Source organism: Methylosinus sp. LW4 (genome assembly GCF_000379125.1).
Classification (GTDB): Bacteria; Pseudomonadota; Alphaproteobacteria; order Rhizobiales; family Beijerinckiaceae; genus Methylosinus.
Map to the genome: position 1 here is coordinate 66,971 of NZ_KB900627.1, position 23,421 is coordinate 90,391.

Below are 23,421 nucleotides of genomic sequence, written 5' to 3' on the forward strand. Positions count from 1 at the left end.
GGCCCGGCGGTCCGCTCGCTCACAGCGTTTCGGCGTCGAGCAATCGGAGCTTTTCGGCGCGATCGAGCAGGCTTTTGACGGAGGAGGGCGCCCAGCGGGTTCCGCCGCGCGGCGTGCGCTCATACATGGCCTCGAGCTGCGCGCCGATCTGCGCGAGCGTCAGATCGGGATTGGCCCGCTTGATCCCGGCGACGAGCGTGACCAGGCGTTCGCTGCTGATTTTTCGGCTGGCGGCTTGATGGAGGAGGCGGGGCTCGATCAAGCCCTCGGCGACGAAGCATTTGACGGCGCGCTTCAGGCTCTCGACGGTCCATTGGGGCAGGGGAGCGCCTGAAGCGGCATCGCGCTTGGCGTTGAGCACGCGCACGACATCCTGCCAGCGGTGATCCGGGCGCATTTGCCGGACGACCGGCAGCCAATGTTCGGCCGTTCGGTTGACGCGCTCGAAATAATTCGCCGCCTTGGCGTCGACGATGCGCTGGATGGCGTCGCGGTCGCCGGCGCGGAGCTTTGGATTGCCGCCGATGCGGCCGCGCTTCTTGGCGGCGCGCAGGCCGTCCTTGGTGCGCTCCCGGATCAGGGCGCGCTCCAATTCCGCTACGGCGCCGAGAACCTGCAGGGCGAACCGGCCTTGCGGGGTCGTGGTGTCGATGGGATCGGCGAGCGATTTGAAATGCGCGCCCTTGGCGTCGAGCTCGGCGATCACGGCCAGGAGATGCGACAGCGAGCGGGCCAAACGGTCGAGCCGTGCGACGACCAGCACATCGCCGCGTCGCACGCGCGAAAGAGCCTTGGCGAGTTCCGGCCGTGAGGCTTTCGCCCCCGACATATGCTCACGAAAAATCTCGACGCAGCCGGCCGCCTTCAGCACATCGGTCTGCGCGTCGGTGACCTGCTCCTCGGTCGAGACGCGAGCATAGCCGATAAGCCGGCCCCTGACGTTCGAATCCGTCATCGGGAGACGACGTCCGATCCGCCGCGGTCGGAAAGAAGCGTCAGCAGGGAGGGGTTCGTGTAAATTTTCTCTCTGCCTGCTTCAATCTCTTGAAGAAGCTCGAGGGACGCGAGGGCTTTCAGATAAACGGAAGCGGATTGGCGCTTGGTGTAAATGCCGATTTTAATTTCCCCAGAAGCGCCGAAGTAAAATTCCCCAGTCTGGCGGGCGTGGCGATCAGCCGTCGATGTGATCTGCTCCTCCGTTTTTGGGCGGTCGTCCGCGGCGCCTGAGCGTCGGCGGGATCGGCGCCGGCTGAATGCTGGCTTTTGTCCGAACATGTTCGGGCAAGAGGTCAGCGTGCTCGCGCAGGCGATAGCTGGAGCCTTCGATTTGGAAGACGACGGCATGATGTAGGAGGCGGTCGAGAAGCGCCGTGGCGACGACGGCGTCGCCGAAGATGTCGCCCCATTCCGCGAAGCCGCGGTTCGAGGTGAGGATCATCGCGCCTTTCTCATAGCGGGCGTTGACGAGCTGGAAGAACAGATTGCCGCCGCCCGGCGTGACCGGCAGATAGCCGATCTCGTCGACGATCAGCAGCGCGAACCGGCAGAAGTAGCGGATCTTCTCCCGCAGCGTTCCCTCGCGCTCGGCTCTGGCGAGCACCGCGATGATGTCGGCGAGGGAGGCGAAGTAGACGCTGCGGCCGGCTTTGACCGCTTCGACGCCGAGCGCCAGGCCGAGATGGGTTTTCCCCGTGCCGGGCGGGCCGATGAGATGGACGGCTTCGGCGCGGTCGATGAACTGCAACTCGGCGAGCGCCATGACGCGGCTCTTGTCGAGCGAGGGCTGGAAGGAGAAGTCGAAGCCGGCAAGCGTTTTGACGGCGGAGAGGCGCGCCATCTGAAGAGCCATCCGGACGCGGCGGTTCTCACGCAGGGTGAGTTCCTCGGCGAGGAGAATGTCGACGACATCGAGCGCCGTGGCTTCGCCGCGCTCGACGGCGCGCAGGGTGACGTCGAGGATCTCGAGGGCGCGCGGCATCCTCAGGCCGACGAGATTGCGTTTGACGCGGTCGATGATCGCGGAGGGAGCGGCGTTCATCGTGAGCCTCCCTGCGCGGCCAGGCGGCGGCCCACCGCGTCATAGAAGGCCAGAGGGCGCCGCGCGGCATGATCGCCGGCACGCCGCAACACGGGCTGCGGCTCTTCGGGCGGGCGTCGGCCCGGCGCTGGCGACGGCGTTCGGCGATGCGCCGGATCGAGACACTTCTCGCCGCGGCTTTCGAGCGGCGCATGTGTGGCGATCAGCTCGCCGTCCTCGAAGATGCGGATCGCGTCGGCGAAGACATGGACGTCGAGGACGCGCCGCCGCGTGGTGTCCGGCACGCTGTAGAGATTGCCGCCGACGCTGACCATGCCTTCATGCGAGGCGCGTCGTTCGAGCCGCAGCACCGCCTGATAAGCCATGGCAGGCAAAGCTTCGAGCGCCGCCTTCTCTTCGGCGAAGGCCTCGTCGACGACGCGCTTCGTCGTGGCATGGACGCGCGGATTGGCGATCGTATCGAGCCAGTTCCGGAGCTGAGCATTCAGATCGTCGAGATCGCGGAAGGAGCCGCCGAGGAAAAAATCCTCGCGGATATAGCGGAACGGCCGCTCGACCTTCCCCTTCGTTTTCGCGCGATAGGCTTTGCAGGCGCGCGGCCGGAAACCGTAATGGCGGGCGAGATCGAGTAGCGTGCGATTGTAGACGACGAGACCGTCCGGGTCTTCGCCGATGACAGCGGTCTTCATGCGGTCGTAGAGGATTTCGCGGGGAACGCCGCCGAGCGCCTCGAAGGCGGCCATGTGGCAGCGCAGGACGCTCTGCATGTCCTGATGCAGGACGAAGCGCGCCCAGATGAAGCGGGAATGGCCGAGGACCATGGAAAAGAGCCAGACGATGCGCTTGACGCCGGGCGCGTCGAGGAACTCGAGGTCGAAGCGGGCGAAGTCGACCTGCGCCTGCTCTCCAGGCGGGGTTTCGAAGCGGACCTCGAAGCCTTTGGGACGCGGCGGGCGAAGCTCACGCAGCAGGTCGGTGACAGCGGTATAGCCGCCGGCATATCCATGCCCCTTAATCTCCCGCCACAGCCGACGGCCGCTCAAGGCCGGATAGGCGGCGAGGCGCTCCCGCAGATAGGCCTCGAAGGACGCGATCGCGCGCTCGCGCGGCGGTCTGGCTTTGTAGCTGGGCGCCGCCAGCCCCGCGGCGATGTGCTTGCGGACGGTCTTCCGGTCGATTCCGAGCTGGCGCGCAATGGCGGACACCGAGACGCCCTGACGATGTAGTTCCAGGATCATGACAATTTCCCCGAGTTTGATCACCGCGCCCTCCCTCCCGCCGAGGGGAGCAGCATCGGCGAATTGGCGCGTCGCCGGGCCTTCCAGGGCATGCCCTGGAAGGCCCGGCGTCACGAAAACTGGGGAATTTTCAATCGGCACATTTGGGGAGTTTACGCCCGGCACTCACACTTGGCGATGCCCGCGCCGACCAGATCGGCGATTCGGCAATAGGGATTGACGAATATGATCTCGGCCAATTCGCGAGAATAGATTTTCGGCAAGCCGCGCCGGATTTGTTCGGCCGTCACATCGAGCAGGTTGCGGATCGCCCAGATTTTTGCGGTCGACCACGTCGCGGTTTCGCGTATGGCGGCGAGCATGAACAAGATCCATGGCTCCCACGCGTCATCCGTCGTGACCGCGAGCAGGCCATCGTAGTATGACTTTTTATTATCAATGATATAGCGGCTCAAATACAGGACGGGAATGTCGAGCAGTCCTTGTTCGACGAGGAACAGCAGATTGAGAACTCGGCCCGTGCGACCGTTGCCGTCTGTGAACGGATGGATCGCTTCGAACTGATAATGCATGATGGCGAGCCGGATCAGCGGATCGACGCTGTCGTCCGCGTGGATGTAGCGTTCCCAATCGGCGAGTTTATCGCGCAGCAATTCGGCTCCCTCGGGCGGCGTGTAAACCACTCGGCCCGTCGCCTCGTTCAGCAACGCCGTGCCCGGGGTTGCGCGGATATCGAGATCCACTCCTTTGATGGTCCGACATATCTCGATGGCGTTCCGCGTCGAAAGCGGGCGATCTTTCAGACTCTCGAAGCCCTGATAAAGCGCCGTGCGATAGCGGAGCGCCTCCTTGGTCGCGGGGTCGACGCCAGCTTCTGGCCGGTTGGCGAAGCGGAATAGCCGGTCCGTGGTCGTGACGATGTTTTCGATCTCGGAGCTTGCTTGCGCTTCGAGGAGGGGAATCGAATTGATCAGAACCGACGGGTTTGGGATCAGCCGGCCCGAAATCTTGAGCTCGGCCAGCGCGGAGCGGGCGCCGACGCAGGCCTTGAGAATGGCCTTGGTCTCGACGTCCTGGCTCGGCGGCAGAGCTGGAAGGTCATTGTAAGGGCGTGCAGGGTCGAACGACATGTCGAAGAAACCTCTGTCGATCGACAGATTGCTCCCAAGATGTCGATGAGATCGACAAATGCCGGAAACGTGTCGATGATTCGAGTTTCTATCGACATACAAGCTCCAGCGCAATAGGCAAATACATAATTGCACGTGACTACAAATCGGTCGTTTGAAAACGCAGCCGAAGGCCGAAGTTCGCCGATCCGACCCGGGGGACAGCAGGAGAAAGGCCCGAAAACCACGCCTTTTCGTCGATTTGTGGGCCGAAACCCCGCCGCCAGCGCCGTGACGAGGCTCGCTTTCGGCGGCCGCGGCGGCGCTTTTCGATCCAAGCCGCGAAGGAGAAAAAGGCATCTTCTATCATTCAAGCTAAATTTGAAATAACTTGAAAAACATCTTGGTTCGCACGGAATTAGAATGCTGTTAGATCTTCCCGGCTCGGTTTCATTCGAACGCCTACAAACGCCCTTCGAGAAGGCGTCGGACGCTCTCGCGCGTTCCGACGAGCGGCTTCGTTCCAGTCCGTCGCCGAAGCCTTCGTTCTTCGCGCGCATTTCCACGACGCCGGCGTGGCCTGTGGCGCGTGGGGGAATTCCTGCAATTCGAGGAAGCCCGTGCTCCATGGCGCGGGAACGGACGTGCGTACGCCGCGGCATGAGCTCGTGCGGGCCGCTGAGGCAGGCCGCAGGAGACGGCGTCGGACGTGCGTCTGCGCCAGGAAGCCGGCGCGGGGCATAGGCTTCGTATCGACTTCGATGTTCTCGACGAGGCCGTCTTCCCGGCGGTCGACTATTCGACGCCGGGAGGACTTTCCTGGAACGAACTCACAACGCTCGTTCATCCCTTCCTACCCGCCGGCTCACTGATCGGCGTTTCGACCGCTTGCTACAATCCCGATAAGGACGCCGACCTCACCGGGGGACGACAGATCGTCGGATTTCTCCATCGAGCGCTCGTATCGGGCGAATTCGAATGATCGATTTTAGGTCTGGAAGTCGCGCGCTTCGACGCGCGTCGCGGAGGATCTGCCGTCATGCGCTTCATCTCGACGACTTATCTGGCGCTGGCACATTCGCGGAGCGTTGGCGCCGTCGCGGAGTCGAGCGGCGCCGTCGACGTCACAAGCGAGCGTCCTGCGTTTTAGATATATAAACGGTATCGAAACGGCGCTTGCCCTGAAACGCCTTTGGTCGTCCCAATGCCTCCTACTTCAACTCCCGTCTACGCATCCGCGTCAAATCCAAATCGGCTCGAGGCGTCTCGATTTCTGGATAGAGGCTGTAACGCAGCAATTGCGTTCCGTTTCTTATGGCCAGACCGTCCTGTTCAATTTGGTGGATGGTCCAAGATTCGAGCTTGTCGCCGACAATTTTCCACTCGCCTCGAGGGGTGTTCGCAGACGTCAGAAATGCCTTCGCTAAGCTTCTATACTTGACGATCGCCTTCAAAGAGACTCTGGCAGGAGGGGACGGAGCGGCGGGGTCTGGCGCGTGGGGACTTGCCGCGCTTTGAGGGCGTCTGGTCCGGGAAAATATCGGTCGAGACAAAGTGTGCAGATCGACGCCGCTATAATCGCGCGTCGGAGCAACAGAAGTGAATGCCGGCGCCTTCCAGGCAACGCTCGGGCTGGGTATTGGCGTGTCACGCCGAAAATATGCAGACGTAGCGAATGTTGCAGCCAAGGCGGTCAATGCCGCTTCGCAAAGCAAGATGATCATCATCAAAGGTGACGGTCGCACACTCGCAGTGAGCGAGCCGAGCACTTTGCCAGAAGTCATAATCGTCCCGTAGCCTCGCTAACTCGAAAGCCTTCGTCATAGACGTCGAAGCTCAAACTTCCGCAGGTCATGGTCGAGCGCCGATGGTGCGAATAACCAATACTGGCGCAGGCCGCGGAAATATCGAACGAACAGGCGCCGACCGCGAGCGCCGGATGCCCATACGTGATCCACAACCTCGAACTTCGTGCCGCCTTTGCTGAGAGTGGCGGGTTGTTCGAACTCGATCTCCACGAACTCGGCGTTGGCGGTGAGCGTGAGTGTCCTCTCTGTTCCTTTCGAACTGCAATAGTTCTTCGCCGCGATCAGGTCGATCCATAAAAGAATCGCCTGATGCGCTTCATCGAAAGTCCACAAAAGTTTCACTCGCATGTCGCCCCGAAGGCGTAGCCGAATCCTAGTTTAACCAAGTCTGGATATCGATAACATGACCAATAGTGATCGCCGTGATTTTCTGCGCCTCCTGGGAGGCGCGACGCTCGCCACGAGCTTTTCACAGAGCATCGAACGCGCTATTGCGTTGCCTGGCAATCATCGCACCGGCACGATTCAGGACATAGAGCACATTGTCGTCCTGACGCAGGAGAACCGCTCCTTCGATCATTATTTCGGCAGCCTGCGCGGCGTGCGCGGCTTCGGCGATCCGCGTTCGGTCTTGCTTCCGTCCGGCAAGCCGGTGTGGCGTCAGCCCTATGCGACAGGCGAGCTTCTCCCCTATCGTCCCGACGCGCATCCGGTCGGCTCCCAATTCCTGGCTGGCACGCCGCACAACTGGCCGGACGCGCACAAGGCCTGGAACAACGGCAAATACGACCAGTGGATTCCGGCCAAGGGTCCGGTGACAATGGCGTATATGACGCGAGAGGACATTCCTTTCCATTACGCCCTGGCCGACGCCTTTACCATCTGCGACGCCTATCATTGCTCGGTGATGGGAGCGACCGATCCCAACCGCTATTACATGTGGAGCGGCTGGGTCGGTAATGACGGCGCCAATGGCGGACCGGTCCTCGACAATTCCGAAGCCGGCTACGACTGGCGCACCTATCCCGAGCGGCTGGAAAAGGCCGGCGTGTCTTGGAAGGTCTATCAGGACGTCGGAACAGGGCTGACCGCCGACGGCTCGTGGGGTTGGACCGACGATCCCTATATCGGCAATTACGGCGATAATTCTCTGCTCTATTTCCATCAGTATCAGAAGGCCCAGCCGGGCGCGCCGCTCGCCGACAAGGCGAAGACCGGCACCAACATCTCGACCGGCGGAACGCTGTTCGACGTCTTCCGCGACGACGTGCTCCGCAACACCCTGCCCCAAGTCTCCTGGATCGCCGCGCCCGAGGCCTATTCGGAGCATCCCAACTTCCCGCCCAATTACGGCGCATGGTACATCACGCAAATTCTAGATGCGCTGACCGCCAATCCAGAAGTCTGGAGCAAGACGGTCCTGCTCCTCAATTACGATGAGAACGACGGCTTCTTCGATCACGTCGTGCCGCCGTCCGCGCCGCAATCGGCGTCGCAGGGCCTCTCCACCGTCGACACGACGAACGAGATCTATCCAGGCGGATCGCACTACGCCGCGGGCCCCTACGGCCTCGGCGCGCGCGTGCCGCTGATCGCCGTCTCGCCGTGGAGCAAGGGCGGCTTCGTCTGCTCGCAAGTGTTCGACCACACCTCCGTCATCCGTTTCATCGAGCAGCGCTTCGGCGTGGTGGAGCCGCAAATCTCGGCGTGGCGCCGCGTCGTCTGCGGCGATTTGACGTCTGTCTTCGACTTCACGCGGCCGCGCGCCCGTTTCGTCTCCCTGCCCAGCACGGCCGCCTATGCGCCGCCGGATCGGGTGCGGCATGCGAGCTATGTCCCGACGCCGCCGACGGCGCAAGCCATGCCGCACCAGGAGCCGGGACTGCGCTTTGCACGCGCTCTGCCTTACGCCCTCCAAATGGAGGGCGAGCTCGACGCGGCAAAGACCACGCTCCAGCTCCATTTCGCCAACCAAGGCGACGCCGGCGCTTGGTTCCACGCGCGCTCGGGCGATGGCGTGTCCGGTCCGTGGGGCTATACGGTCGAAGCCGGCAAATCACTCTCTGCGAGCCTGAGCGTCCCCGCCGGCGGTCGATACGACTTCTCGGTCTACGGCCCGAACGGCTTCCTGCGCACGTTCAAAGGCGGCGCGGCATCTGGCGCGGAGGAGCTCGAAATCCGCAGCCATGTCAAGGCCGAGGAACACGGGCTCGAGCTGTTCATCGTCAATCGCGGTCGCGGCGCAGCGACCGTCACTGTCGTCGACGCCTATACGCGTGAGGCGGTGCGGCGCCACCTTGCGCCGGGCGCGCGCATCGAGAAATTCTGGCCTCTGCACGCCAGCTTCGGCTGGTACGACCTGCTGATCACGATCGCGGAGAATACGAGCTTCGAGCGTCGTCTTGCCGGACATATCGAAAATGGCCGGGAGAGTGTCAGCGATCCGGCCTTCGGCGGGAACGGCGCGCAGGTCGCCTCGGCATTGCCCGATCACGGCCACGGCCAGGACGATTGAACGAGAGCGCGTCGAGCGGCGGACAACCGCTCCTTCACTCCCTTCTTCCGATCGAAGCCGGCGTTCGCGCCGGCTTTTCCATGTTCGGCGCGGCGAGGCGCGAAATCATCGTTCTCTGCGTGCGCGTGAATCGAGCCCTCTATTCAATCGAGTCTTGCCGGAGGACGCGCTGGTGATCTTCCGGGGTCGGCTCCCGCGCCTCGAGACGAGTGGCGCGTCGGGAAGCGTGTCAGGCCACGACACGGGCGACGGATCGTCTCGGCGTGGAATCTGCGCGGGCGCGCCGCTTCTTCCACCAGATAGTGACGCCGGTGAGCGAGAGGATGGCGATGAAGACCCCGAGGAGGCCGACGAAGATGCGATATGGCGGCCCGAACACATTGGCCATGTGTAGCTCCATCAACCAAGTGGTCAGCGTATTGCCCGAGCGACGGCCAGATGGCGCGTCGAGGCTCAGAAGCGCGCCGGAACAGGCGTCGAAATAGACCGAGGTGCTTCCGTATTTCTCGCCGATGTCGAGGCTGCTGTGCGCGCTGTAGCGATAGCGCCCCTCGGAGCGCTCCGCGGCGAGCGCGACCTGCCGGTCGACTGTGAAGCCGTTCGCCTGCGCCTGCTCGTCCATCAGCCGCGCGCCGATCGCCTGCGCCTCCCGCCATCCCAGCGGAGCGCGATCCGCATGCGAGAGCGGCGGCGCGGGCAGCGCCCAGATCGGCCGTTCGAAATCGAACAGCAGCTCCGTGACGCTCATGTAGAAGGCGTTCATATTCATGAACACGCTCGACCAGGCGAAGACGAACAGCGCCGCCCACAGCCACAGGCCGCCGGCCCGATGTAGATCGAAATTGACGCGATAGAAGGAGGCTCGGAATTTCACCAGCCAGGACGGCTTCCAGCGCTCTAGAAAGCCACGCTTGTGCGCCCCGCCCGGCGAAGGCAAAGTCAGATAGAAGCCGACGAAGCAATCGAGCGTCCAGGCGATCGCGACGAGGCCGAGAATCCAGCCGCCCGGCTCGCCGAGCGCCAGCGCATAATGAAGACGATAGACGAAGGGCAGGATCGTGTTCGCTCCATCGGGAAGCCCCCTCGTCGAGCGGCGTCCCAACTCCTCGCCGGAGCCTTCCCCGAGGAAGAGCTGGTCGAACTCCAAGGGAGGCGCGCCGGGGCGCGCCTCAATGCGAATGGTCGCCGAGCCCATTCCGTTGAAGAAGACAGATTGGACTCGGGCCTCCGGGACCAACGCCTCGGCGCGAAGCGCCAGCGCGCTGGCGTCGAGCGCGACGCCTGCCGACCCGCCTGGGAAGAGCCGCGGCGACAGCCAGTGATTCAGCTCCGGCAGAAAGGCGAGCAGCGCGCCGGTGAGGCCGACCAGGATCAGAAACCCGGCCATGCTCAGCCCGACCCAACGATGCACAAGGACGAAGACGGCGCGCCGCATCTCTCAGAACTCGACCTTGAGCGAGCCGAGGACTGTGCGTGGCGCGCCGGGAGTGATGAAGGTCGCGCTGTTGGTGCCGATCCAATAGGTTCGGTCGAATAGATTGTCGACGTTGATCTGAGCGGTCAGCTTCTTGCCCTGGAACGTGAAATTGTAGCTCGCCATCAGATTGAAGACGGCGTAGCTCGGCAAGACGAAGGTATTTCCGGCATCGCCATATCGATCGTCCGACGCCACAACTCCAGCTCCGACCTTCAGCCCGGAGAGGCCGCCGTTGTCGAACTCGTAGGTGCTCCACAAGCTGCCGGAATTGCGCGGAACCAGGAATAGCCGCTTCCCCGTGTAGCCGAGACCGCCGTCCCAGCCGACGTCACGAATCGTCTTCGCGTAGCCGATATGCGTATAGGCTGCGATGATGCGCAAGCCGGGCAGAACCTCGCCGGACAGATCGAATTCGACGCCCCGAGACCCCGCCTGTCCGATCGTGCGCGTGAACATCGGATTGACAGGATCGGGCACGCCGATGTTGTTCTTCGTGAGGTCGAAAAACGAGGCTGTGGCGGACAGCTTTCCATCGAAAAACTCCGTCTTGACGCCGCCTTCCCATTGCCGCGCCGTCTGCGCCGGCGCCATGTTCGATGTCATCGAGCGGTAGATGCTGTTCGAAACCCCGAAATTCTCGGTGTAGCTGCCGTAAACGGACAGCCACGGAACGGGGCGCCACAATGCGCCGGCGCGCGGGCTCACTCGATTGTCCTTCGTTGTCACGAGCTTGGCGACATTGTCTTGGCCGCTCGCATCGTCATATCGAAGGCCTGCGAGCAGGAAGATGTCGTAGGGAAGCTCGATTTGATCTTGAAAATAATAGCCGCTCCAAGACTGCGTGTAGCTGACGCGGCCGTCGAGCGCATGATCGCGCGGCGTCGCAAAGGACAGGTAGGCGGGCGCGAATATGTTGAACGCCGGAGCGGCGGCGCAGCAATTGAATCGAACAGAGTCGTCGATATGGAAATAATCATAGCCAAACAGCAGATTGTGCTTGATTCCGAAGGTTTCGACCTTGCCGACGAGATTGACGTTCGTGAAATAGCGGTCGGAGCGGTTGCCGGCATAGCTGATGTTCTCGAAGCGATCGAGGGAGCCGTCCGCATTGGCGGAGCCGAAAAACAAGCTTCCCCCGGCGCCGAATCTCCATAGCTCCCCGACGAATCGATGGCGCAATGTCCAATTCTTGTCGAGGTCGCGCGACCAGTTGAAGCCGAAAAGATAGCGATCGCCGGTCGAATTGCTGAGTTTCGGTTCGGAGACATAACGGTTGCGCGGAATGGGCGCCGGACGACTGCCCAGAGGCGGAATGCCGGGGTCGACCGGATCGTTGAAATGTTCGTACTCGAACTCGACAGTCGCCTGCGTATGACTGTCTATGTTCCACCTTACGACCGGCGCGACGAGAATGCGATCGTTGTGCATGAAATCTCGGAACGATCCAGCGTTTTCGTAGGCGACGTTGATCCGATACAGAACCGATTTTTCCGAGTCGATCGGGCCGGTCGCATCGAGGGTCGTGCGATAGAGGCCGAAAGAGCCGATTTGTTGCTGAATTGCATAACGACGTTCGTCGAGCGGCTGCTTGGTGATCAAATTGACGATGCCGCCGGGCTCCGAACGTCCATAGAGAATCGAGCCCGGCCCCTTCAACACTTCGACTCGCTCGAGATTTGCGGTGTCGCGCTTGCTGGTTCCGCCGCCGATGGCGTCTGGCATCAAGAAGCCGTCTCGATAGATCGTGCTGTTTGCGAAACCTCGAATGAGAAACGAGTCGGTGCCGCCTTGATTGTAAGGCATTTGAATGACGCCCGAGACATTCTGCAGCGCCTTCTCGATCCTCGTGACCTGCTGATCCTGCAGCACCGCCTGCGGAACCACATGGACGCTGGCGGGCGTCTCCATGATCGGCGTGTCGGTCTTGGTCGCGGAGCTGGCGTTGGGAAGACGATAGGCCTTCTGTTGCGCGGCGCCACTCGCGCCGCCGGGGACGCCTCGCGACTCCGCCCCGACATCGATCGGCGGCAGCGCCTCCGCCCCTCCCGCGTCATTGCGCACGACGTCGTTCTGCGCCAGCACGATCGACACCGATCGTCCATTGTCCGAAAAACGATAGCCGAGGCCCGTTCCCTCCAGCAGCCGATCCAAGGCGTCCGTCGTCGAGAACGCGCCCGCGAGCCCGCGCGTGCGCAGCCGCTCGGTCACGCGCGCCTCATAGGCGAGATGCAGCCCGTTGAGATAAGCGAATGTGTTGAGCGCCGGCGCCATTGGGCCGGAGGGGATTTCATAGCTCTGCACCCAGCCCGAGCGCTGTTGCGCCGAGATCGACGCCTTCGCGGGCGAGACGGCGGGCCCCGCCCCCGCCGCGAGGGCGCTCATGGCCGTGATCGCCAGAGTCACTCCCACTTTCGATCCCCCGATCTCGCCCGCGCGCCTGCGCTTCCCCATCCGCCTCGTCATTGCCGCTCCTCTCTGCTCGGGGCCTTCCCATTCGGCCTCGTCGAGTCCGACGCATGGGAGGAAGAGAGAGGAGGTCGGCGTTCGGAATTTTTTCGCGGCTCCTATCGGTAGAGCATGATCAGATATCCGGTCAGCGCGATCTCGCGCAGGCCGAGCGCAGCCTCGACCTCCTGCAGCGCCTCGCGCGGATCGTCGGAGCCGAACACGCCGCTGACGCGCCGCGCGCGCAAGGCTGGATCGGCGAGGAACACACGGCCGCGATGATAGCGGCCGATCGTCTCGATCACCTCGCCGAGCGTCGCATTCTCGAAGATCAGCGCGCCCTGTCGCCAGCTGGTCGCGCGCGCGACATCGGTCTCGCTCGGCGCCTGCGCCGCTGCATCCGGCGCATAGGCGCTTCTCTCGCTCTCGCCGACGACGATGGTGCGGCCGCCGCTCGTCACGGCGACCCGGTGCTCGCCGACCGTCACATCCGTCCGCTCTTTCCGAAGCGCGACGTCGAAGGCCGTGCCGAGCGCCGTCACCGTCCCGCCGCCGGCCTCGACGACGAATGGACGCGAGGGATCGGGCGCGACCTCGAACCAGGCCTCGCCCTCGAGCAAGGTCAGCCGTCGCTCCCTCGGGCCGAAATGAAGGGTGATCGCGGAGCGCGCGTCGAGCTCGACGCGAGAGCCGTCGGCGAGCGTCACATGTCTCGGCGCGCCCGCGCCGGCGTAATGATCCGCGTGGAACAGAAAGGCGAGGTCGTCGAAGAAGAGGAACAGCGCGGCGGCCGCCAGGACGGCCGCGGCCGCCGCACCGCCGATGGCGCGGACGAACGGGCTGCGCCGGCGCGCGGGCGCGACGCCGAAGTCCATCGTCGTCAGCCGGCCATACATGGCGCAAATGTCCTCGAAGGCGGCGCGATGCGCGTCGTCCTCGAGCCATTCGGCGAGCTCCGCGCGCTCGGCGCGGCTGAGCGGGCCCTCGTTGCAGCGCATCAGCCAATCGATGGCCGCGTCGCGTGGGCTCGGCTCGTTCTGGTCATCGGTCATCGTGACAATCGGGACCCCGGCTGGAGGTGTTCATTATCTTCGACTCGCGCCGGCGACGAAAGAGGAGGCCGCACGCTATGGATCGAGCGCCGCGCGGCAGCGCTGCAGCGCGAGCCGCACATGCTTCTGCGCCATATTCCGAGAGACGCCGAGGCGGGCGGCGATCTCGACGGTGGTCAGGCGCTGGCCGACATAGAGCACGAAAGCCTCACGGCAGCGCGGCGGCAGCGCCGCCACGGCCTCGCGCAACGCCCGCATCGCTTCCTCCTCCTCGAGCCGCGCGCCCGGCGGCGCGTCCGGCGTCGGCGCATCCTCCGGCGGATCGCCGAATTCGAGACATGTCGCCTCGAACTTGCGCCGACGCGAAAAATCGCGGGCGAGATTGACGGCGATCTGCTGCAGGAAGGCGGGATGATCGGCCACCGCCTCTCCCTGATCGCGCCTCAGCAAGCGCAGAAACGTCTCCTGCAGCAGATCGGAGGCGTCCTCCGGCCCGAAGCGGCGCGTCAGATATTTCAAGAGATCGCGTTTGTTGCGCGAGAAGAGCTCGCCGATCGACGGCGGCTTGGCGTCCGACATTGCTGGGTCCGAGGGCGAGTGCATGGGCTGGCGCGATCGCGCCGGATGAAACCCGTTTCGCTCAGACTATCGAAGGCGGCGCGCGCGGAGACGACGCGCCCTGCCGGATCGGCGGAGGAGACCTCGGCGAATCCGCGAAGGTGCGCCTCGGCGCAGAGGGCGCGGGCATGGCGGACAAGAGGGCGACCGCCACGGGCGCGAGCAGCGCCGACGCCGTTTCGCGCTCGCCGAGGATGCAGGACGTACAATGGTGGGACGGATCGGGGCGAGTCGGCGCAGGATCGCTCGCCGCGCCGCCCGCCGTGCAGACAATGGCGTCCTGCCCGCTATGTGGATGATGCGCCGACGCGGAGACGGCGAGGATCAGCGCCTGCCACAGGAAGAGGCAAGCGGCCGCGCCCGCGACGAGCGGGCGCATCCATCCGCGCAGAGTCAGCAGAAGCGTCGCCATGGGCGATTGGTAGCACGGAACGGGGCGCGGTCAACGTGGGGGCGGCAGATATTGCGGGAATGTGGGATCCCGTGGTTTTCTGCCGAGCGGTAATGGCGCCAGAGGCCTTGTCCACCTTCATACCGGAGCAGCCTTCGGCGAGGACGGCGCTCGCTGAGCGAGCCAGCACGTTCTTCGCGTCCAGCTTCGAGAACGTCTTGTATGAAAGCGGGGTTGCCAAAAGAGACGGGCATGCTCGCTGGAAACGAGGGGCGATATTTCCACGGTGATCGTGATGTCGAGCGTCGACGATCTTTTCGAAGGCAGAGGATTCGATCGCGAGGTCATCAATCGCCGCATGTCTGCGCTGCAAGCTCCGTTTCCGAAATGGCCGCCGGATTTGTCAGCGGCAGGTCAGCGCAGACGAGCCGCGCTTCACTCCGCGAGATATTTGTCATGGCCAGCGAGTTGTGGCGGCAGACCTCGCTCCTTCAACGCAGAGTCCGTGACCGTGACGTCGTCGCCGCAGATATTCGGTCGGCCATTTGTCGGAAGCACGATACGCCATTTTTCATCAGTCCGCCGCATCAAGACCTCGAGCTCCAGCTCCTCGGCCGATTGCTCGCAGCTCTCCCATAGCTTGAGGGGCTTGCCGCCGGGTCGCTGCGGATGCGCGCGGAGGAGCGCGTGTCCCTTGGCGACGCGCAGCCAGAGGACGCGAAACTCGATCGGCTTGCCGAACGCCGCCTCGGCGGAGGGGCGAAGCGCGTCGACGATGGCCGCGCGTTCCATCGAACCCTGCTTGGGCTCATAGAGAACATCCTCGCCGGCGAGGGCCATGGATGACGAGAGTCCCAGGCAGACGGCCAGCGGAACGAAAAACCGAGCGTGCAACCCCTGGTCTCCCCTCAAGGACATGCGCCGATGCGCCGGCCCCGCGTCCCGACGATCTGCCGATCGCCGCTCGGCCCCGACATCGTCATCGTCCCTTCATAGCTCGTCTTGGCGTAAGTGAGGTCGGACGCCATGGTCATGCCCTGACAAACGGTCGAGAAGCGGATTCTCGATCCGTCGATTTTGAGATCCTTGGTCGTGCATTTGCTCTTTTGATTTTCTGCGTCGAGGGCGGCGGCGATCCCTTTTTCATCGCCATTGGCGCTCTTGGCCTCTTCCGCGGTGATGCAACGCTCTGTGGCCGCGCCGATCGGCTGTCCCCGTAGCAATGGCGTCACCGACCACAAGCCGGGCTCCAGACGTTCCTGCGCTATCGCCGGAACGATGGCGCACAGCGCCAATGCGGCGAACATAATTCTCTTCATGCTCTCATGTCCTTATCGCTCGACCAGTTCGACGCGACGGTTTTTCGCCCGTCCGACGTCGTTATTGTTGAGGGCGATCGGCGACGACATGCCGGCGCCGAAAGATGTGAGCCGTGAGGGATCGACGCCGTGATCGCGCGTCAAGGCGGCGACGACGGCCTTGGCGCGGCGATCGGACAAGCCGAGATTATAGGCGAACTCCCCCTGATTGTCGGTGTGCCCGGCGACGATCAGCTTCAAGCCGGGCCGCGCCGCGAGCAGCTTGGCGATTTCGACCAGCGTCGGCTTCGATTCCGGCTTCAGATCCGACTTGTCGGTGTCGAAGAATATGCCGTAGAGCGCCACACGGCCCGAGGCGCCGAGCCCGGAGGCCATGGCGCCGGCGTCGAGAAAGACAATTTTGTCGACTTGAATCGGCTTCAGTTCCGCGGTCGTGACCGAGATGATCGGAGCGCTCCGGCTTTCGCCCACCAATATGGCGGCGTAGACATCGCCTTCCGCGCGCGCGAGCTTGGCCAGCACATAACGCACGCCTGAGCCGAAGCGCGCATTGACCATGGCTCCTTCGAGTTCCCCGCCGAGACGAAAATAGGAATTTTCGCCGCCGAGGCACGTTTGATCGCCGCATTCGAACAGAATTTCGAACCCTTTCGTCTCGAGAAAGGATTTGAAATTTTGTTCGATTTCGAGGGCCGAGCGATCCTTCGGCCCGTCATACCGTATGGCGGTGATCCTGCCCTGCAGCGTGAGACTGACGCCGGCCAGCTTGTCGCCGGAAGCTTTGAGATTCATCGGACGGTCGAGCAGTCGCGTTTCGCCGAACTGCGACTGCTTATAGGCCGTGATCTCCGAGCCGGCATAGCGGCCGACCAGAGGATGATCCTGCGATCCGCGAACATCGGCGGCGCGGGCCGATCCAGCGCAGAGCGCCAGCGACATCAGTGTGACCGCGGGAAGCAACAGCTCGTGTTTCGACATATTCCTGCTCCCGCCCGATTTGCCGGGAGCGAGGTCTAGGCGCTCAGACTGTCGAATGCTATTCCCCGCGCGGGGAGGTCCGCGCGATAATGCCCGCCAACAAGAACATGGCCCGGCGCAAGCTCCATGCGCTCGATCTTTTGTGCCGCGCCGGGACCGGGATCGCGCCGGTCGCCCCCGCAGCCTGCCGCCAGATTCGCGAGCTGGTCGGAGCCGATGCGGCCTCGATTTTCTGGCTCGACGAAAACGGCCTGCCCCAGGGCTTCTTCCATGAGGACTCGCCGGAGAGCGCGCGCGATCTGTTCGTCAATGAATTCGAGCGGCTGTTCATCGGCCCGGCCGAATTGAACGTGACGGCGCTGGCGCGTACGCCGGGGCCCCGCGTCGGTCGCATCGCGCGGCCGGACAAAGCCTATTTCTCCTCCAACACCTACAACCTATTGGTCAGGGCGAGCGGCCATCATCACAGTCTCGATTTGAGAATCGACCTCGACGGACGCGCGCGCGCCGTCGTGCTGCTGTTTCGCGGCGGTCAACGTGCTTTCGAGACGACCGATGCGGCCGCGCTGGAAAAGGTCACGCCCTATTTGCAGCAGGCCATCGCCTCGCCAGTGACAGAACAAGTCTGGAGTTGCAGCGCGAGAAGGGGACACATGCTGATCGATGTCTCCGGCGAGCGCTTGTCGATGCTCGATGAAGACGCCGAATTGCTGCTGAAGATGTGTACGCTCGTGGGACAGGAGATCCGCCTTTGCGGCCCCATCCGCTCGCCGCCCCGCATCGTGCGTGAATTGTGCGCACAGCTCCAGGGCCGAGCGATCGTGCGCGAGACGCTGCCGATCCCCGGCGGCCGCCTCGAGGTGACGGCGAGTCGGTTGATGGCTCCAGCGCCGGAGAACGGCGCCGAGCAGGTTCTCGTCACGCTCGAGCTGGAAGAACCGCGACGGCTCGAGACGATCGACCGTGTGCTCGCGCTCGACGTTTCTCCGCTTCAACAGAAAATCGCCTTGGTCGCGGCACTCGGGGGAGCGCGTGGGGACAGCCTCTCCGCGACGGGAATCAGCAACGAAGCTTTGAAGAAGCATCTCGCCGCGATCTATGCGGCCGCGGGCGTCGACAGCTGGGAAAAGCTCACGAGAGAACTGAACGTCGGACTCTCTTGATGCCTGTGCGAAGGCCTCGGAAATCGACGAGCTGAACCCTCGAAAGCCGCGCGACCGGGTCCTGAAGCTCGTCCGATCACGAAGCGCGAATCCCGCAATGAGCGGCTCTGCTTCACTCTCGGTACAAATTTGAATCTTGCAAAGGCAGCATCGGGCCTTCGCAAAACGGCGGCGATTCCGACGAACTGCCGAGCTCGTTCTTCGAACGCCTCGCACGGCGAACACGTCGTCGCCCCTATTCAGCCTTACCGTGACCATTACTCCGCGCACAATGGCGCCGTTTTGCCTATCGACACGCGATAGCGCCCGATTCGTTCGAGAGATTGAATATGCCCGATCGCTGCACGATGCACCGAGGCGGGCGTCGAAAGGAGAGCGACTATGACGCACGTGCCCGTCACGGAGTCCGCGGTACAGAATTTCGGTCACAATCCGCTGTCAGTGCGTGACACTGACCATTATGAGCAGGAATATATCGAGGCCTTCGTCGAAAAATGGGACGAGCTCATCGACTGGGACGCGCGAGCGCAGAGCGAAGGCGGCTTCTTCATCCAAGTGCTCGCGGCCGCAGGCAAGCGCCGAGTCCTTGATGTTTCGACCGGTACGGGATTTCACTCTGTCCAGCTCTTACGGGCGGGCTTCGACGTCACCAGCGTCGACGGTAGCGCGAATATGCTGATCAAGGCGTTCGAAAACGCGAAACGCCACAATTTGATTTTGAATACGATCCAGGCGGACTGGCGTTGGCTGAACAAGGCCATTCAGGGCAAATACGACGCCATCGTCTGCCTCGGCAATTCCTTCACCCATTTATTCGACGAGATGGACCGCCGCCGCGTGCTCGCGGAATTCTACGCGGCTCTTAGATACGATGGCATGCTGATTCTCGATCAGCGCAACTACGACGCCATTCTCGACGTCGGTTACGACAGCGCGCATAAATACTATTATTGCGGCGATCGCGTGGTGGCGGAGCCCGAACATATCGACTCCGAGCTCGCGAGATTCCGATACGCATTTCCAGACGGGCACGAATTCCATCTGAACATGTTCCCGCTTCGCAAGAACTATGTCCGCAGACTCATATCGGAAGCGGGATTTGCGCGCGTCCGCACCTATGGCGACTTCCAGGAGCAATATGGTGAGCACGATCCCGATTTCTTCATCCATGTCGCGACCAAAAACGCTCCCCGCGGAAATGGAGATGGCTCAGATGAGTAACGCGCAAAGAGTCACGCGAGCCGTCGAAGCCTACTACGACAGCAAAGACGCCCACGCATTCTATCTTCACATCTGGGGAGGAGAGGACATCCATATCGGTCTCTACGAATCCGCGACCGACACGATCGCGGACGCCAGCCGCAGGACCGTCGCCGCTATGGCGGATAGAATCGTCACGCCGCTCGATGAAACGCATACGGTGCTCGATATCGGTTCCGGATTCGGCGGCGCCGCGCGCTATCTTGCGAAGCGGTTCGCCTGTCACGTCGTCTGCCTGAATATCAGCGAGGTGGAAAATGAGAGAAACCGGGCGACCAATCGCGAAAGAGGCGTCGGCCATCTGATTTCCGTTCGCCATGGCGACTTCGAACACATCCCAGCGGAAGACGCCAGCTTCGATTTCGTCTGGTCACAGGATGCGATTTTGCACAGCGCCGACCGCGAACGCGTGATCGCCGAGGTCTCTCGCGTTCTGAAGCCCGGAGGCGAGTTTCTTTTCACAGATCCGCTGCAGGCGGACGACATTCCGCCGAATGCCCTGCGAGCGGTCTACGATCGCATTCATCTCGACTCCCTCGCGTCGGCGGAATTCTATCGAGCGACAGCGATGCGGCACGGGTTTGCCGAAATCTCGATCCAGCTGTCGCCGCATCATCTTCTCAGCCACTACGGAGCAGTGCAAGCACAGCTGAAGGCGCGCTATCGAGAGATGATCGATGTTGCATCGCGAGAGTATGTCGATCGCATGCTCGTCGGCTTACGGAATTGGGTCGAGGCGGCGGAGATCGGTTACCTCGATTGGGGAATTCTGCACTTCCAGAAGCGGCGCGCGGCGCGGACCGCTTCTACCGATCCGATTTCCTGAAAGCGCTGATGGCCATCATCGTCGGTCTGTTCCGAGGCGGAGATCGGATTGCGCGAAAAGGACAGGAGCGTCGGGAATATGCAAGCAATTTTTCGCACGGAAGACGCTGCGACCGATCCCGCCTCGACAGGGGTCGACCCGGAAGATGCGCCGCTCAATCGCTTCCATTGGCGCCTGACTTTTTATTCGGGGGGCGGCCCGTTTCTGGACGGCTATATATTGAGCATCATTGGCGTAGCAATGGTCCAAGCCACTCCCGAATTGGGATTGTCGACGTCCTGGCAGGGCCTGATTGGGGCGTCCGCTCTGATCGGCATTTTCTTCGGAGGATGTCTCGGCGGTTGGCTGACCGACAAATTCGGCCGCCAAGTTTTATACACTTTGGATCTGATCCTCATCATCGCTTGTTCGGTCGCGCAATTTTGGGCGCAAACCGCATTCACGCTTTTCATCCTGCGTTTGTTGATTGGCGTCGCGGTGGGCGCCGATTATCCTATCGCGACCGCGCTATTGGCCGAGTTCGTCCCGAGGCGCTACAGGGGCCCTCTGCTCGGCGGCTTGATCGCCATTTGGTTCGCGGGCGCGGCGGTCGCCTATGTGGTCGGAGAGCTACTGCTCCATTTCGGTCCTGATGGATGGCGCTGGATGCTGGCGAGCGCGGCTCTTCCAGCGACTGCGTTCGTCATCATGCGGCACGGCACGCCCGAGTCGCCACGTTGGCTGTCGCGGCAAGGCCGCCATGCCGAGGCGACGATGGTGATCCGACAAGTTTATGGGACGAATGCGAATTCGAAACCGATTTCGTCGAGTTCTGACCACGAACGCCTCGACGGATGGGCGCTTTTTCGTTCTGGTTATGGCGATCGCCTGTTTTTCGTGACCGCTTTTTGGACCTGCTCGATCGTTCCGCTGTTTGCGGTCTATGCGTTCGGCCCGACGATCCTCGCGTCTCTCGGGCTGGATGAGGCGATGGCGAATTTCGGATCGGCATTCATCACGGCCCTTCTCTTGGCTGGGTGCCTCGTCGCGATGGCCATCGTAAACAGGCTGGGGCGGCGCAAGCTGATGCTCCACAGCTTTCTATGGTCGGGCATAGCGCTTTTGCTGCTGAGCATTGCGACGGGAAGTGCGCCGATTATCGTGTTATCCTGCTTTTCGGCATATGCGCTATTCATCGGCGGCGCACAGGTGCTCACATGGGTCTACCCGAATGAGCTATTCCCCACGGAGATCCGAGGCACCGCGATCGGAATGGCTTCGTCTTTGAGCCGGATCGGCGCAGCGGCGGGAACTTATTTGGCGCCGATTTCGCTCGACACTCTCGGAATAGGCGCAACGATGTCGATCGCAGCTTTCATCACCTTCGTCGGGTTTGTGGTGAGCTGGCGGTGGGCGCCTGAAACCACGGACTTCGGCCTCGACCAAAGTGCGTCCCTTTGAGTTTTGTGGCGGCTGGTCATTGGCTATCCGGCGAGATGAAAATTAAATCCGGGTGGACGGCGGGACCCGGCGCAAGAGTCCTGGGCGCGCGCAGCGCTCGCGCGTCAATGACGCCGATCGATTGCGAAAATATTTGGCCCGCTTCGAGCTCGACTGGAAAGCGATTTCGGCAAAGTAGGCCTTTGAGCATGCGTCGGAAACTTTTCCGGCTCTCGATAAGCGCACATTATCGGGGTCTTTTGATTGGGGATGACGAAACGGCCCTTTTAAAAGGGCCGTTGGACAGCTTCGAGGTCATCGGAGACCTCTCCGGGCGGCTGGCGCGGCGGAAGGGGTGTTTATAGCCGTTTCCTCGATATTAATGGGAGCTGGCATGCGCCGCAGCCGGTCTTCCTGCCCTGTCCAACGCATGGGATGGCGTCCGTGGGGGCGCGCGCAGATTTCAGGGCGCCTGTGGCAGAAGCGCAACAATAGCGTCGATGTGCAGCAACCTCAGCAAATGCCGAGGCGACAGGCCAATTAAAGCAGGCAGACGTCTGATTTTTGAATTTCTGATGACTTTTCTTGTCATGAATCTGAATCGAACGCCCCTTCATGAGTAGCCGAATTCGGCATCTACGTAGGGGGTTGGCCGATGCGGAATTGGCCGGAGCGCCGCGAGAGACACGCGCGCATCGAAATTATTCCGATGATCGACGTGATGATGTTCCTGCTGGTCTTCTTCGTGTTGATCAGCATCAATGTGCTTCCGGCGCTCGGACTCAAGGTCACGCCGCCGAGCTCGGCTCATCCAGACAAGATCGTCGAGCGCACACGCGTGACGATCGGCATCGATCGCGCCGGCGAAACCTTTCTCGATGGCAGGCCGGTCACGCTCGCCGAGCTTCCCGAGCGCCTTCGCGGCCTCGCGAGCGAGGACAAGCCGCTCGCCGTTGTCATCAGCGGCGACGAAGGCGCCGGACTTCAAAATCTCATATCCGTGCTGGACGCGCTCAAGGCGGCGAAGGTCGCGAGCGCCTCCATCGTGACGAGGCCGAAATAGTGCGGCCGAGACAGGCGATCGACCGCTTGGACGTCGCGAGCAACGCCGCTGGCCTCGCCGGCGCGCTGACGCTGCTCGCCCTGGCGCTGACGATGGCGCCCGAGGCGGCTCTCGTCTCGCCGGCCGATCCGGGCGCGCAGACGACGGAGATCGCGCTCGATCTGCCCGCAGAGGCGGAGGCCTCCGAGCCGCCCCCGCCGGAGCCGCCGCAAGAGACGCCGATCGAGGCGCCGCAGCCGCAAATGATGGAGGACACGCCGCCGCCGAGCGACGCGCCTGCGCCGATCGCGGCGCGGCCGCAAAAGCTCGAAAAGCCGAAGCCGAAGGCGGAAGAACATCCGCGCAAGGAACGCAGCGACGACAGGAAGGCCGCTTCGAGCCGAGAGACGTCCGAGAAGCTCGCCGCCTCCCGGCGCGGCGAGGCTGCGGCGGAGCGAACGTCGCACGCCGCTGGCAATGTCTCCGCCTTCCGCGCCTGTCTCGCCGGCGCGCCCTATCCGACCTCCAAGGACGCGCGGCTGCAAAAGCCCTCGGGCGCCGTCGGCATCGCGGTCTCTGGCGGCTCGGCCTCCGTCACCAGCAGCTCCGGCTCCGCCCTCCTCGATTCCGCCGCGCGCTCGCGCGCCGTCGCCTGCGCGTCCGCAGCGGGCGGAGGCTCGCTCAGCGGCGTCGTCGTCTTTCACCCGAGATAGTCGCAACAGA

Annotated in this window: 24 protein-coding genes; 9 read left to right on the forward strand and 15 right to left on the reverse strand. The window is 62.9% G+C overall.

What is annotated here, in order from left to right:
- Positions 1–19: 19 nt before the first annotated feature.
- The 5 genes from METLW4_RS0120110 to METLW4_RS0120125 form a co-directional block, all read right to left on the reverse strand.
- On the reverse strand, positions 20–955 hold the full coding sequence (locus tag METLW4_RS0120110) for a recombinase family protein (protein ID WP_018268031.1): 936 nt from the start codon (positions 953–955) through the stop codon (positions 20–22).
- Complete coding sequence (locus METLW4_RS28900; protein ID WP_371212333.1) at positions 952–1,275, reverse strand: hypothetical protein; 324 nt, start codon at positions 1,273–1,275, stop codon at positions 952–954. Before METLW4_RS28900 ends, METLW4_RS0120110 begins: the two co-directional genes overlap by 4 nt.
- Complete coding sequence (gene istB, locus METLW4_RS0120115) at positions 1,172–2,038, reverse strand: IS21-like element helper ATPase IstB (protein ID WP_018268032.1); 867 nt, start codon at positions 2,036–2,038, stop codon at positions 1,172–1,174. The genes METLW4_RS28900 and istB overlap by 104 nt, the downstream gene beginning before the upstream one ends.
- On the reverse strand, positions 2,035–3,300 hold the full coding sequence (gene istA, locus METLW4_RS0120120; RefSeq protein ID WP_026191770.1) for an IS21 family transposase: 1,266 nt from the start codon (positions 3,298–3,300) through the stop codon (positions 2,035–2,037). Before istA ends, istB begins: the two co-directional genes overlap by 4 nt.
- Positions 3,301–3,428: 128 nt before the next feature.
- A complete protein-coding gene (locus METLW4_RS0120125; protein ID WP_018268034.1) occupies positions 3,429–4,406 on the reverse strand; it encodes a Fic family protein in 978 nt (325 codons plus the stop codon).
- Positions 4,407–5,094: 688 nt separating this feature from the next.
- On the opposite strand from METLW4_RS0120125, the gene METLW4_RS0120130 reads away from it, so the two are divergent.
- Both METLW4_RS0120130 and METLW4_RS27945 read left to right on the forward strand, forming a co-directional pair.
- Positions 5,095–5,367, forward strand: coding sequence for an arginase family protein (locus METLW4_RS0120130; RefSeq protein ID WP_018268035.1), 273 nt, complete (start codon positions 5,095–5,097; stop codon positions 5,365–5,367).
- Positions 5,368–5,984: 617 nt separating this feature from the next.
- The gene (locus METLW4_RS27945; protein ID WP_157235513.1) at positions 5,985–6,182 is read left to right on the forward strand and encodes a hypothetical protein; all 198 of its coding nucleotides are present in this window, start codon (positions 5,985–5,987) and stop codon (positions 6,180–6,182) included.
- A 23-nt stretch (positions 6,183–6,205) separates the two neighbouring features.
- Here the strand turns inward: METLW4_RS27945 and METLW4_RS0120145 are convergent, their stop codons facing one another.
- Positions 6,206–6,541, reverse strand: a complete 336-nt coding sequence (locus METLW4_RS0120145) for a hypothetical protein (RefSeq protein ID WP_043333288.1) — start codon at positions 6,539–6,541, stop codon at positions 6,206–6,208.
- Positions 6,542–6,596: 55 nt separating this feature from the next.
- Between METLW4_RS0120145 and METLW4_RS0120150 the strand changes: the two genes are divergently transcribed.
- The gene (locus METLW4_RS0120150) at positions 6,597–8,708 is read left to right on the forward strand and encodes a phosphocholine-specific phospholipase C (protein ID WP_018268039.1); all 2,112 of its coding nucleotides are present in this window, start codon (positions 6,597–6,599) and stop codon (positions 8,706–8,708) included.
- Between the two features lie 229 nt (positions 8,709–8,937).
- Here METLW4_RS0120150 and METLW4_RS0120160 read toward each other — a convergent pair whose 3' ends face one another.
- The 9 genes from METLW4_RS0120160 to METLW4_RS27950 all read right to left on the reverse strand — a co-directional run bounded on the left by METLW4_RS0120160 (position 8,938) and on the right by METLW4_RS27950 (position 17,260).
- Positions 8,938–10,143 carry a PepSY-associated TM helix domain-containing protein gene (locus METLW4_RS0120160; RefSeq protein ID WP_018268041.1) on the reverse strand — a complete coding sequence of 402 codons (1,206 nt, stop codon included), beginning with the start codon at positions 10,141–10,143 and terminating at the stop codon, positions 8,938–8,940.
- A gap of 3 nt (positions 10,144–10,146) precedes the next feature.
- Positions 10,147–12,567 (reverse strand): TonB-dependent siderophore receptor, encoded by a 2,421-nt coding sequence (locus METLW4_RS0120165; RefSeq protein ID WP_018268042.1) that lies wholly within the window; start codon positions 12,565–12,567, stop codon positions 10,147–10,149.
- 182 nt (positions 12,568–12,749) lie between these two features.
- Complete coding sequence (locus tag METLW4_RS0120170; protein ID WP_018268043.1) at positions 12,750–13,682, reverse strand: FecR family protein; 933 nt, start codon at positions 13,680–13,682, stop codon at positions 12,750–12,752.
- 75 nt (positions 13,683–13,757) lie between these two features.
- Positions 13,758–14,261: an RNA polymerase sigma factor gene (locus METLW4_RS0120175; RefSeq protein ID WP_018268044.1), complete on the reverse strand. Its 504-nt coding sequence runs from the start codon at positions 14,259–14,261 to the stop codon at positions 13,758–13,760.
- A 61-nt stretch (positions 14,262–14,322) separates the two neighbouring features.
- Complete coding sequence (locus METLW4_RS0120180; RefSeq protein ID WP_018268045.1) at positions 14,323–14,712, reverse strand: hypothetical protein; 390 nt, start codon at positions 14,710–14,712, stop codon at positions 14,323–14,325.
- A 414-nt stretch (positions 14,713–15,126) separates the two neighbouring features.
- The gene (locus tag METLW4_RS26665; RefSeq protein ID WP_157235517.1) at positions 15,127–15,585 is read right to left on the reverse strand and encodes a hypothetical protein; all 459 of its coding nucleotides are present in this window, start codon (positions 15,583–15,585) and stop codon (positions 15,127–15,129) included.
- A 14-nt stretch (positions 15,586–15,599) separates the two neighbouring features.
- Positions 15,600–16,010, reverse strand: a complete 411-nt coding sequence (locus METLW4_RS0120190; RefSeq protein ID WP_083919330.1) for a DUF3617 domain-containing protein — start codon at positions 16,008–16,010, stop codon at positions 15,600–15,602.
- Between the two features lie 12 nt (positions 16,011–16,022).
- Positions 16,023–16,988 (reverse strand): OmpA family protein, encoded by a 966-nt coding sequence (locus METLW4_RS0120195; protein ID WP_026191673.1) that lies wholly within the window; start codon positions 16,986–16,988, stop codon positions 16,023–16,025.
- A 35-nt stretch (positions 16,989–17,023) separates the two neighbouring features.
- A complete protein-coding gene (locus METLW4_RS27950) occupies positions 17,024–17,260 on the reverse strand; it encodes a hypothetical protein (RefSeq protein ID WP_157235519.1) in 237 nt (78 codons plus the stop codon).
- A 78-nt stretch (positions 17,261–17,338) separates the two neighbouring features.
- Between METLW4_RS27950 and METLW4_RS25510 the strand changes: the two genes are divergently transcribed.
- The 6 genes from METLW4_RS25510 to METLW4_RS28390 all read left to right on the forward strand — a co-directional run bounded on the left by METLW4_RS25510 (position 17,339) and on the right by METLW4_RS28390 (position 23,411).
- Positions 17,339–18,151 carry a hypothetical protein gene (locus METLW4_RS25510; protein WP_157235521.1) on the forward strand — a complete coding sequence of 271 codons (813 nt, stop codon included), beginning with the start codon at positions 17,339–17,341 and terminating at the stop codon, positions 18,149–18,151.
- A gap of 381 nt (positions 18,152–18,532) precedes the next feature.
- The gene (locus METLW4_RS0120205; protein WP_018268050.1) at positions 18,533–19,372 is read left to right on the forward strand and encodes a glycine/sarcosine N-methyltransferase; all 840 of its coding nucleotides are present in this window, start codon (positions 18,533–18,535) and stop codon (positions 19,370–19,372) included.
- Positions 19,365–20,237, forward strand: coding sequence for an SAM-dependent methyltransferase (locus tag METLW4_RS0120210; protein WP_157235634.1), 873 nt, complete (start codon positions 19,365–19,367; stop codon positions 20,235–20,237). The genes METLW4_RS0120205 and METLW4_RS0120210 overlap by 8 nt, the downstream gene beginning before the upstream one ends.
- 48 nt (positions 20,238–20,285) lie before the next feature.
- A complete protein-coding gene (locus METLW4_RS0120215) occupies positions 20,286–21,677 on the forward strand; it encodes an MFS transporter (protein ID WP_198290227.1) in 1,392 nt (463 codons plus the stop codon).
- Between the two features lie 634 nt (positions 21,678–22,311).
- The gene (locus METLW4_RS0120225; protein ID WP_018268054.1) at positions 22,312–22,719 is read left to right on the forward strand and encodes an ExbD/TolR family protein; all 408 of its coding nucleotides are present in this window, start codon (positions 22,312–22,314) and stop codon (positions 22,717–22,719) included.
- A complete protein-coding gene (locus tag METLW4_RS28390; RefSeq protein WP_018268055.1) occupies positions 22,719–23,411 on the forward strand; it encodes a hypothetical protein in 693 nt (230 codons plus the stop codon). The genes METLW4_RS0120225 and METLW4_RS28390 overlap by 1 nt, the downstream gene beginning before the upstream one ends.
- Positions 23,412–23,421 lie beyond the last annotated feature (10 nt).

What these genes read in the sequence shown, in the direction of transcription:
- METLW4_RS0120110 (WP_018268031.1), bottom strand. Translation starts at nt 955, where the DNA reads ATGACGGATTCGAACGTCAGGGGCCGGCTTATCGGCTATGCTCGCGTC.
- METLW4_RS28900 (WP_371212333.1), bottom strand. Translation starts at nt 1,275, where the DNA reads ATGTTCGGACAAAAGCCAGCATTCAGCCGGCGCCGATCCCGCCGACGC.
- istB (WP_018268032.1), bottom strand. Translation starts at nt 2,038, where the DNA reads ATGAACGCCGCTCCCTCCGCGATCATCGACCGCGTCAAACGCAATCTC.
- METLW4_RS0120125 (WP_018268034.1), bottom strand. Translation starts at nt 4,406, where the DNA reads ATGTCGTTCGACCCTGCACGCCCTTACAATGACCTTCCAGCTCTGCCG.
- METLW4_RS0120145 (WP_043333288.1), bottom strand. Translation starts at nt 6,541, where the DNA reads ATGCGAGTGAAACTTTTGTGGACTTTCGATGAAGCGCATCAGGCGATT.
- METLW4_RS0120150 (WP_018268039.1), top strand. Translation starts at nt 6,597, where the DNA reads ATGACCAATAGTGATCGCCGTGATTTTCTGCGCCTCCTGGGAGGCGCG.
- METLW4_RS0120160 (WP_018268041.1), bottom strand. Translation starts at nt 10,143, where the DNA reads ATGCGGCGCGCCGTCTTCGTCCTTGTGCATCGTTGGGTCGGGCTGAGC.
- METLW4_RS0120165 (WP_018268042.1), bottom strand. Translation starts at nt 12,567, where the DNA reads ATGAGCGCCCTCGCGGCGGGGGCGGGGCCCGCCGTCTCGCCCGCGAAG.
- METLW4_RS0120170 (WP_018268043.1), bottom strand. Translation starts at nt 13,682, where the DNA reads ATGACCGATGACCAGAACGAGCCGAGCCCACGCGACGCGGCCATCGAT.
- METLW4_RS0120175 (WP_018268044.1), bottom strand. Translation starts at nt 14,261, where the DNA reads ATGTCGGACGCCAAGCCGCCGTCGATCGGCGAGCTCTTCTCGCGCAAC.
- METLW4_RS0120180 (WP_018268045.1), bottom strand. Translation starts at nt 14,712, where the DNA reads ATGGCGACGCTTCTGCTGACTCTGCGCGGATGGATGCGCCCGCTCGTC.
- METLW4_RS0120190 (WP_083919330.1), bottom strand. Translation starts at nt 16,010, where the DNA reads ATGAAGAGAATTATGTTCGCCGCATTGGCGCTGTGCGCCATCGTTCCG.
- METLW4_RS0120195 (WP_026191673.1), bottom strand. Translation starts at nt 16,988, where the DNA reads ATGTCGAAACACGAGCTGTTGCTTCCCGCGGTCACACTGATGTCGCTG.
- METLW4_RS27950 (WP_157235519.1), bottom strand. Translation starts at nt 17,260, where the DNA reads ATGGAAGAAGCCCTGGGGCAGGCCGTTTTCGTCGAGCCAGAAAATCGA.
- METLW4_RS0120205 (WP_018268050.1), top strand. Translation starts at nt 18,533, where the DNA reads ATGACGCACGTGCCCGTCACGGAGTCCGCGGTACAGAATTTCGGTCAC.
- METLW4_RS0120210 (WP_157235634.1), top strand. Translation starts at nt 19,365, where the DNA reads ATGAGTAACGCGCAAAGAGTCACGCGAGCCGTCGAAGCCTACTACGAC.
- METLW4_RS0120225 (WP_018268054.1), top strand. Translation starts at nt 22,312, where the DNA reads ATGCGGAATTGGCCGGAGCGCCGCGAGAGACACGCGCGCATCGAAATT.